Origin of the sequence: Micromonospora sp. 15K316, from assembly GCF_004348525.1 — a bacterium.
In the GTDB taxonomy this organism is placed as follows: Bacteria; Actinomycetota; Actinomycetes; order Mycobacteriales; family Micromonosporaceae; genus Micromonospora.
Window position 1 is genome coordinate 1 of sequence record NZ_SMKG01000250.1, and the last position, 8,227, is coordinate 8,227.

Below are 8,227 nucleotides of genomic sequence, written 5' to 3' on the forward strand. Positions count from 1 at the left end.
GGCGCGCTGGGGTCAGGCCTTGCGGAGGGAGGCGATCACTGCGACGGAGTGGGCGCGGATGGCGGGGACGGCATCCTGGAGGGGTGCCGGGAGCGCGGAGAGGATCAGCGCGACCTCGTCCGGGGTGCCGACCTCGTCGAAGAAGCCGACGAGCAGGCCGGCACCGGCCGGCGGCGTCGTGGCGATCACCTTGAGCGCGAAAGCCTCCCACGCCTCGGGCGACACGTGGTCCCGCAGCGCGGGGAAGAGCAGGGGCTCCTCGTGCGAGAGGTGCGTGTGGACGAGGTCCCGCAGGGCGGTCGCGGCAGCGACCAACTCCCGACGGTCACCCTCGGCCGGCACCGGCACGGCCTCCAGCGCGTCCAGGGTGGCGTCCAGGGCGTCGTGCTCGTCAGTGAGGGCCTTGAGCGGCTCCGCCGCGCCGGGCGTCACGGCCTCGATCATCGGCCAGAGGTCGTGGTCCTCGCTCTCGTGGTGGTGGCGCAGCGTCGCCACCAGGAAGTCGCGAAGTTCGGTGAGGTGGGCGACATCGGCTTCCGGACGAGCCGCGGCCTCGGCCAGCAGGGTCGTCGCCTGGCGGTGCGTGTCGTGGGTGAGCCGAGTCTCAATGACGGAGCGGGGCTCCGGGGCGCTGGTCATGGCATGAACAATAGTTCGCTATAGGCCACTTTAGTGAATAAAGCTACCCCTCGTGTGAGCGTCGACACACCCGTCGGAAGAGACCGGCCGAGGCCGCTCAGAAATAGCGTTTCCGGTCGTCGTCAGCCGCATCCGTGACGTCCGACAGTTCACCAAATCGGTACACGTTCGCCCGGTGGTTCTGGTTCATCTTCCCGATGAGCCGCCGGTTCAGCACCACCTCTACATGGGATCGACCAGCAAGAAGCCCATGACGGCCCTGCCGCCGTGCACGGATTTATAGCGTCCGTCACGTTGCTCACCTCTGCACAAGTAGTTAGCTTCTCCCTGCTGCTCGGTGCAGATAGTCACCCGAGCATCCACGAATGGAGTTTGACATGGCTCGATCCGTCAGGCGACGTGTGCACGGACGCCGCGCCCTCGTCGGGGCTGCGTTGGCCGCACTGCTCGGCGCGTCCGTCGCCGCACCTGCGGCGCAGGCCGCTGCGGAGTCCACCGCCGGCAAGCCGGCCCCGAACTGTGCACCCGGAACCAGAGCGGTGGGGTTCAGTGACGCCCTGGACAAGGTCACCGTCAAGGGCGTACAGGTCGGCGGCCTGTCCGCCATCACGTACGACGAGCGCAGTCGCGGTTACGTCTCCGTGGTGGACCGCAGCGGCACGCTCCCCGCCCAGCTGTGGTTCTTCCGGGACCCCGGCCACCCGCAGGTCACCGGCTCGACCCTGTTGACCAAGGCGGACGGCACGCCGTACGACGGTACGAACTTCGACGCCGAGGGCCTCGCCGTCCTGCCCGACGGCAGGTTCATCGTCAGCTCCGAGTCCGAGCCCTCGATCCGGATCTTCGGGCGGGACGGGGTGGAGCGCGCCGAACTGCCGGTGCCGGCACGCTTCCGGGTCTCCCCGGCCGGGGAGGCCACCGACAACGGCACCCTCGAAGGGCTCGGCATCTCCCCCGACGGCCAGTACGTCTACGCCGCCATGGAGGACACCCTCAGCGGCGACGTGTCGCCGGCGGGCGAGGCGGCCTGGCGGCGGATCCTCGTCTACCGGGCCGATCGGCACCACGATTACCGGCTGGTCCGGCAGATCGGGTACAAGGTCGATGAGGGACTTCGGATCGCGGAGATCGCCCCGTACGGCGACGGCCGGTTCGTGGTGCTCGAAGCCGCCTTCACCGCCAACGTCGGCAACACGGTCCGGCTGTACGCGGTGACCGGCGCGGACCGGGCCAGGGACGTCACTCCGATCGGGAACCTCTCCGCCGCCCCGGCCCGAAGCGTGATCGGCAAGCGGCTGGTCGCGGACCTGGTCGACTGCCCGACCCTCGGTGCCACCAGCCCCGAACCGCAGATCAACCCGCTGCTCGACAACTACGAGGCCCTGACGGTCGACCGCGGGCGCAGCAACGGGAAGGCCGAGATTCACCTGGTCAGCGACGACAACTTCAACCCGATCCAGGTGACCCGCGTGCTGACCCTGCAGGCGCGGCTGCCCTGACACTCGCGCTCGCCGCCGCGATGATCGACTCGGGGTCGCGGGAATCGGGGGCCCGGCGGGTTCGGGACACCCCGACCGCACCGACGTCGCGTCGATCATCGCGGCCTGGCCTGCCCGCCGCACCTGGCGGCCGAGGCCGGCGGCCAGGCGTGCCCCGACCGAGGCTCCGCCGGGTCACCGCACCGGGAAGTCGTGACCCGCGCCGCGCTCACCCTCGGGCCGCGGCCCGAAGTAGCGCCGTTCGGCCTCACTGATCGGCACGTCGTTGATGCTCGCCTCACGGCGACGCATCAGGCCGCTGTCGTCGAACTCCCAGAGCTCGTTGCCGTAGCTCCGCCACCACTGACCCTCGCGGTCGCGGCACTCGTACTGGAAGCGAACGGCGATCCGGTTCTCCCGGAAGCACCAGAGACTCTTCCGCAGCACGTAGTCGAGTTCGCGCTCCCACTTCCCGGTGAGGAACTCGACGATCGCCTGACGGCCCGTGATGAACTGGTCGCGGTTACGCCAGACGGAGTCCTCCGTGTACGCGAGGCTCACCCGGTGCGGGTCGCGGCTGTTCCAGGCGTCCTCGGCGGCCTGCACCTTGGCGATCGCGCTGTCGAGGTCGAAGGGCGGAAACGGCGGGCGCGCCTCGCTCATGGTCTTCTCCCCTCCGGAGCGGGCTGCGGCATTCCCGGCGGGAGCAGGGCGAAACGCGGCCGCCCGTCGGCCACCCCCGCCGGGAACCCCGTCGGCTGCGGATCAGCGGGTCTGATCGGTCGGTCGGATCAGGATCTCGTTGACGGCGACGTGGTGGGGCTGGGTGAGCGCGTACAGCACGGCGCTCGCGATGTCGTCGGGCCGGAGGGTCCGCATCGACTCGGCCATGCTCTTCGCCATGGCCTGGATGGCCGGGTCGCTGATGTGGCTGGCCAGCTCGGTGTGGACGAATCCGGGTTCGACGACGATCACCCGTACGCCCTCGGCGGTGACCTCTTGCCGCAGCGCCTCCGAGAAGGCGGTGATGCCGAACTTGGTCGCCCCGTAGACGGCGCTCGCGGCGGAGGCCGTACGCCCCGAGGTCGAGGAGATCTGCACCACGGCGCCCTTGGACGCGAGCAGGTGCGGCAGGGCGGCGTGCACCGCGTACATCGAGCCGAGCAGGTTGGTCTCGACCATGCGCGTCCACTCGGCGAGGTCCGCGCCCAGGATCGGGCCGCTGAGCATGACGCCCGCGTTGTTCACCAGGATGTCGAGGGACCCGAAACGGTCGACGGTCGCCGCGACCGCGTCCTGCACCGACCGGCGGTCGGTGACGTCCAGGTCGAGGGCCAGGATCTCGCCCGGGGCGTCCTGCGTGAGGGCCTTCAACCGGTCGGCCCGGCGGGCTCCGACTGCGACCCGGGCGCCTGCCTTCGACAGGGCGAGTGCGGTGCCCTGGCCGATGCCCGAGGAGGCTCCGGTGACGAGGGCGACCTTTCCTTCCAGTGTGTTGCTCATTGTCCTTCTCCGGGGTGGGTTCGTGCTGGCTGATCCGCCTGCCGTTCCGCCAGGCGGCGACCGGCGGCGCGAAAGATGACCGCCCGGTCATGTTGACCGTAGCAGAGAAAATGACCAGCCGGTCATCTTGGTGGTAGGCTCGACGTCCGGGAGGGGGTACGCGTGACCGAGACGACAGCAGCTCCGAGCCAGCGGGCGGACATGGTGCGCAACCGGCGCCTACTGCTGGACGCGGCGACCGCGGCGTTCGCCGAGTGCGGGGTCGACGTGTCGATGGGTGAGATCGCCCAGCGTGCCGGCCTCGCCAAGGGCACCGTGTTCCGGCACTTCGCCTCGAAGGAGGATCTACTCGCGGCGATCATGCTCCAGTTGCTCGACCGGCTCACCGGCACAGCGGACCGGCTGGTCGACGCCGACGACGCGGCCGCCGCGCTGCACGAGTTCATGACGGTCGGCGTCGAGGTGCTCGCCGCAGACCGCGCGTTCTGCGAGGTGATCGGGCGCCCGTCGCTGCAGCTCTCTCAGGTGCGGTCCGCGATCGAACGCCTCGGCGAGACCGCCGAGACGCTCACGGCCCGGGCACGCGAGCAGGGCGCGATCCGCGGCGACGTCACCGGCATGGACATCGTGCTGCTGCTCGGCGGCATCCACCAGACGGCGGTGCCCCTGCTGGCCGCGCAGCCGCAGGCATGGCGCCGTTACCTCGAACTGACCTTCGACGGGCTCCGTGCCACGAACGCCCCGCGCCTGCCGCACCCGCCGGGCCGCCGGCTGCCCGCAGCCGACTCCGACTGATCCGGCCCGCCGCTCCACTGCTCTCCCGGCCGCCCCGTACGCACGTGCACGAGGGCTGCCGGCGTTCCAAGCCATCCGGCACCCGCCCCGCTCCCGAGCGGACAGCACCGCGGGCAGCTCGGCTCCACTGCCGCAGCTTGACGAGCTTCGTCAGCGTGCGACCGAACGGCTCTGATCCGGGCACCAGGCCTGCCACAGTCCGGGCCGGGCCGGGGACTCCACCCGCTTGACGACCACCCGAGATTTAGTCATAGTTTTGGACGGTCAAGAAATTGGACTAAATTCGGATGAGGGAGACCCGAGATGCGCGCAGCCTGGTACGAGAAGCAGGGCGAGGCGGCCGAGGTGCTGCGGGTCGGCGAGATGCCCGATCCACGGCCCGGCCCCGGCGAGGTCCGGGTTCGCGTCACCGCCTCCGGCATCCACGTCGGCGACATCGGCAAGCGCCGCGGCTACTGGGGTTCGACGATGTCGTACCCGAAGGTGATCCCGCACGGTGACGGCAGCGGCGTCGTCGACGCGGTGGGCGAAGGCGTCGACCCGGCCCGGATCGGGGAGCGGGTCTGGGTCTACCTCGCGCAGTCGTACCGCCCGTTCGGCACGGCCGCCGAGTACACAGTGGTGCCGGCCGCCCATGCCGTACCGCTGCCGTCTTCCGTCCCCGACGAGCAGGCCGCCGGCCTCGGCATCCCCGGCATCACCGGACATCGCGCGATCTTCGCGGACGGCGCGGTGACGGGGCGGCGCGTCCTGGTGACGGGTGCGCTGGGCGCGGTGGGACGGGCGGCGGTGGCGGTTGCCCGGCGGGGCGGCGCCACCGTCGTCGCGACCGTACGGCACGCCGAGCAGATCCCGGCAGCCCTCGAAGCCGGCGCCCACCATGCCGTCGACGTGTCGAGCGGCGGAGCGGCTGAACGGATCCTGGCGGCGACCGGCGGCGAACCCGTCGACCGGGTGGCCGAACTGGCCTTCGACGCCAACCTCGAACTGAACGAGAAGATTCTCGCCTACAACGGAGTCATCGCCACGTACGCCACGGGCGACAGCTCACCGCGCATCCCGTACTGGCCGTACGCCTTCAAGAACATCACGGTGCGCTTCCTCAGCAACGACGACTTCCCGCAGGAGGCGAACGAGGCGGCGGCCCGGTCGCTGACGGAGGCCCTGGTCACCGGCGACCTGCGCTACCCGATCGCCGCGGAGCTGCCGCTGCCGGAGATCGTTCGGGCCCACGAACTGGTCGAGGACCCGGCCACCGCCGGCCGCGTCGTCATCAGGCTCTGACGACGCGGCGGGCGGGACGGTCAGCAAGAGATGCCCTCCTCGGCGCTGACGAGGGCGGCGATCGCGTCGAAGAACGCCGCGATTCCGGGCAGGTTGGCACCTTTGGCCCTGGACGCGGCGAAGTCCTCGGGCGTCTCCCAGAGCACGATGTCCAGCCACTCGTCGTTGGGGAGGCGCACCAGACGCGCCTCGATGAAGCCGGAGCGGTCCGCCTGGAAATCGGCGAGCATCCGGGGCCGGGCCTGCAACAGGTCGCTCTCGCGGGCCGGGTCGACCCGGAAGCGAGTGAGTTCCACGGTGGGCATGAATTCCTCCGGTGCGTTCGGTAGGACGATCACATAGTCCAAAAGTTGGACCATCCACCTCTCGGGCGGCAACGGGGGTCACCTGGAGGCGGAGCACCCGCGCCCCACGGATTCCTGCATGCTCGCCAGCCGACTCCTGCCCGGGCCGCAGCCGGAGCCACTGCGGCCGACGAGGTTCCGCGGCCTCCACCCCCGGCACGGGCGGTGATGCACCTCCCCGCCCCCAGAAGGGTGAATACAGTCACGGATATTGACTGTACTAGTTTTGGACTGTCAATATCTTGGACGAAATGCCGTTCGTGCCCTTCGGCGACGGCGCCATCGGGCTGCCGACGGGGAAGCGCGAGCACGACCCGGAAAACACCCGCACCACTGTCCCGCTGCCCCAAGCTGGGACGGGTCGGAATCGCGGAGACCCCCGAACGGGACCCGCCACACACCGTCCCGACCGCCACATGAGCGGCACCGACCAAACGGAGCGATCATGATCTGGACAGCCGCTTTCCGTACCGCAGTGATCGACCCCTACGACCAGCTCCAGCTCAGCGAGCCACGTGGCTTCGCCGACCAGACCGTACGACAGGTGCTGCACCTGCCCGGCGGCGGAGAAGCCTTCCGCGTACGCCTGACGAACCGGTACGGCCGTACCCCGTTGACGATCGCGGCCGCGACGTACGCGGTCGGCCGGCGGCAGGGCGCCCTCACCTTCGACGGCACCGGGCAGTTCGTCGTCCCGGTGGGCGAGGAGCTCGTCTCCGACCCGGTCGACCTTCCCGTCGGCGCCGGGGCGGACCTGGTCGTCAGGCTCTACCTCCCGAAGCGGACCGGTCTGGCCACCTACTCCCACCGACCCGCCGAGGTCGCCCGAATCGTCGACGGGGACCACGTCGCGTCGCCCACGCTCCCTCGGGCCGCGCAGGTGGAAGGGCGGTTCTACATCTCCGGTGTCGACGTGCTCGCCGCACCGGGGACCGCGATCGCCGTCGCCTTCGGCGACTCCTGGTTCGAAGGAGTCGGCACCACGACCAGCGCGAACCGGCGCTCCGTCGACTACCTCAACCGGCGGCTCGAACGAGGGTGGGTCGTCGACCAGGGCATCGCCGGGAACCGCCTCCTGCGCGACGGGGTCGGCGAACACGCGCTGACGCGCTTCGACCGGGACGTCCTCTCGGTACCCGGACTCACCCACGTCCTGCTGCACTTCGGCATCAACGACCTGGTTCTCCCCCGCATGCTGGGCGAGCCGCTGCCCACCGCCGCCGCCCTCGTCCAGGGCTTCACCGAGCTGGCCGATCGCGCCCACGATGCGGGCCTGAAGATCCTCGGCGGGACCATCGGCGCCTTCGGTGGCGCGCCGATCAGCACGCCGGAGGGCCTCGCCGTTCGGCGTCAGGTCAACGACTGGATCCGTACGACCGATGTCTTCGACGGCGTCTTCGACGTGGCCCGGGCCGTGGCGGACCCGCAGGCCCCCGACCACATCCACCCGGCGCTGGACAGCGGCGACGGCATGCACCTGAACGACCGGGGCGCCAAGGCCATGGCGGACGCCGTCGACCTGGCCGACCTCGCGCTCTAGAGAACTGTCGCGGTTGTCGACCGCGTCACGGCAGAAACGACAAGGCGTCCGACGAGACCCGGGCGCTGCGGTATTTCCCCGCAGGACGGGAAAGGGGCCGTCTCGGTTTCCCGAAACGGCCCCTGACCTGCTGTGCGCCCGAAGGGACTCGAACCCCTAACCTTCTGATCCGTAGTCAGATGCTCTATCCATTGAGCTACGGGCGCTGGTGCTCAGTCAGCCTACACGACCGACTTTCGCGCGGAGACTCCGGGATTCGAACCCGGGAGGGGCTTTAAGACCCCAACCGCATTAGCAGTGCGGCGCCATAGACCAGACTAGGCGAAGTCTCCTCGGTGACCCGCAAGTCACCGCGCCCGAGGATACAGGGCCGCACCCACCGGGGGCAAAGCGACCTCCTCGGCGGCTCCGTCCGGTCTCGGCCTCGCTGTACTTCCACGCTGTGCGTCGACGCGATCACGGCTACGCTCCATCGATATGCACGAGCAGCCCCCGAGCGAGCCGACCCGCCGCGAGCCTGCTGACGGGGCCCGGCGGCACCTTCCCGAGGCGACCTTCACCCCACCCGGCAAACCGCCCGCCGCTCCCGAGCCGGCGCCGCCCCCGGCGAAGCCGACAAGATCCCGTCGCGCGAAGGCCGCGCC

General features: G+C 70.3%; 9 protein-coding genes and 2 tRNA genes. 4 read left to right on the forward strand and 7 right to left on the reverse strand.

Going from position 1 to position 8,227, the window contains the following annotated elements:
• Positions 1 to 12 precede the first annotated feature (12 nt).
• Positions 13 to 639 carry a hemerythrin domain-containing protein gene (locus E1211_RS28295; RefSeq protein WP_132352653.1) on the reverse strand — a complete coding sequence of 209 codons (627 nt, stop codon included), beginning with the start codon at positions 637 to 639 and terminating at the stop codon, positions 13 to 15.
• Positions 640 to 736: 97 nt separating this feature from the next.
• Entirely contained in the window at positions 737 to 859 is a 123-nt protein-coding gene (locus E1211_RS33760) for a hypothetical protein (protein WP_256371341.1), read from the reverse strand.
• Positions 860 to 1,016: 157 nt separating this feature from the next.
• Here E1211_RS33760 and E1211_RS28300 point away from each other — a divergent pair, with 157 nt between their 5' ends.
• Positions 1,017 to 2,138: an esterase-like activity of phytase family protein gene (locus E1211_RS28300; RefSeq protein ID WP_207915541.1), complete on the forward strand. Its 1,122-nt coding sequence runs from the start codon at positions 1,017 to 1,019 to the stop codon at positions 2,136 to 2,138.
• Between the two features lie 174 nt (positions 2,139 to 2,312).
• On the opposite strand, the gene E1211_RS28305 is transcribed toward E1211_RS28300, so the two are convergent.
• Positions 2,313 to 2,780 carry a nuclear transport factor 2 family protein gene (locus tag E1211_RS28305; RefSeq protein ID WP_132352657.1) on the reverse strand — a complete coding sequence of 156 codons (468 nt, stop codon included), beginning with the start codon at positions 2,778 to 2,780 and terminating at the stop codon, positions 2,313 to 2,315.
• 102 nt (positions 2,781 to 2,882) lie between these two features.
• Positions 2,883 to 3,620 (reverse strand): SDR family NAD(P)-dependent oxidoreductase, encoded by a 738-nt coding sequence (locus tag E1211_RS28310; RefSeq protein ID WP_132352659.1) that lies wholly within the window; start codon positions 3,618 to 3,620, stop codon positions 2,883 to 2,885.
• 162 nt (positions 3,621 to 3,782) lie between these two features.
• Between E1211_RS28310 and E1211_RS28315 the strand changes: the two genes are divergently transcribed.
• Together E1211_RS28315 and E1211_RS28320 are read left to right on the forward strand one after the other, a co-directional pair.
• Entirely contained in the window at positions 3,783 to 4,415 is a 633-nt protein-coding gene (locus E1211_RS28315; RefSeq protein WP_243709732.1) for a TetR/AcrR family transcriptional regulator, read from the forward strand.
• 303 nt (positions 4,416 to 4,718) lie between these two features.
• Complete coding sequence (locus E1211_RS28320) at positions 4,719 to 5,699, forward strand: NADPH:quinone reductase (RefSeq protein WP_132352661.1); 981 nt, start codon at positions 4,719 to 4,721, stop codon at positions 5,697 to 5,699.
• Positions 5,700 to 5,719: 20 nt separating this feature from the next.
• Here the strand turns inward: E1211_RS28320 and E1211_RS28325 are convergent, their stop codons facing one another.
• Positions 5,720 to 6,004: an antibiotic biosynthesis monooxygenase gene (locus E1211_RS28325; RefSeq protein WP_132352663.1), complete on the reverse strand. Its 285-nt coding sequence runs from the start codon at positions 6,002 to 6,004 to the stop codon at positions 5,720 to 5,722.
• Positions 6,005 to 6,488: 484 nt separating this feature from the next.
• On the opposite strand from E1211_RS28325, the gene E1211_RS28330 reads away from it, so the two are divergent.
• Positions 6,489 to 7,583 carry a GDSL-type esterase/lipase family protein gene (locus E1211_RS28330; protein WP_132352665.1) on the forward strand — a complete coding sequence of 365 codons (1,095 nt, stop codon included), beginning with the start codon at positions 6,489 to 6,491 and terminating at the stop codon, positions 7,581 to 7,583.
• 133 nt (positions 7,584 to 7,716) lie between these two features.
• On the opposite strand, the gene E1211_RS28335 is transcribed toward E1211_RS28330, so the two are convergent.
• Both E1211_RS28335 and E1211_RS28340 read right to left on the reverse strand, forming a co-directional pair.
• Positions 7,717 to 7,789 (reverse strand) — tRNA-Arg (locus tag E1211_RS28335).
• A 35-nt stretch (positions 7,790 to 7,824) separates the two neighbouring features.
• Positions 7,825 to 7,915 (reverse strand) — tRNA-Ser (locus E1211_RS28340).
• Positions 7,916 to 8,227: the final 312 nt, after the last annotated feature.